At 70.8% G+C, this 274-nt stretch carries 1 pseudogene; it reads left to right on the top strand.

What is annotated here, in order from left to right:
- Positions 1-274, top strand: a pseudogene (locus tag V5O46_RS31750) (hypothetical protein); the annotation flags it as partial.

Raw genomic sequence — 274 nt, 5'->3', positions numbered from 1 at the left:
GTACGCCAAGGAGTTCGGCAAGTCCCTGGTCGCCTGGGACATGTGGGACGAGAACCCCGCCCGTGCGTCCGCCACGGTCGTCTTCAACCTCCTCACCCTGGGCGCCGGCCCGCTGAGAGCAGCCTCGGCCGGCCGCGCAGGAGCCGCGGCCAGGACCGCCGCCACGGTCGCGAAGGTCGGCGACGCCATCGACCCGATCAGTGCCACCGCCAAGGTGACAGGCCACGCCATACCCACGATCGCCAGGGTCACCGACAGCCTGAAGGGCATGGAC

The sequence above is a fragment of the Streptomyces poriticola genome (assembly GCF_036689765.1).
Classification (GTDB): domain Bacteria; phylum Actinomycetota; class Actinomycetes; order Streptomycetales; family Streptomycetaceae; genus Streptomyces; species Streptomyces poriticola.
This window is presented reverse-complemented; position numbering and strand designations above follow the sequence as displayed.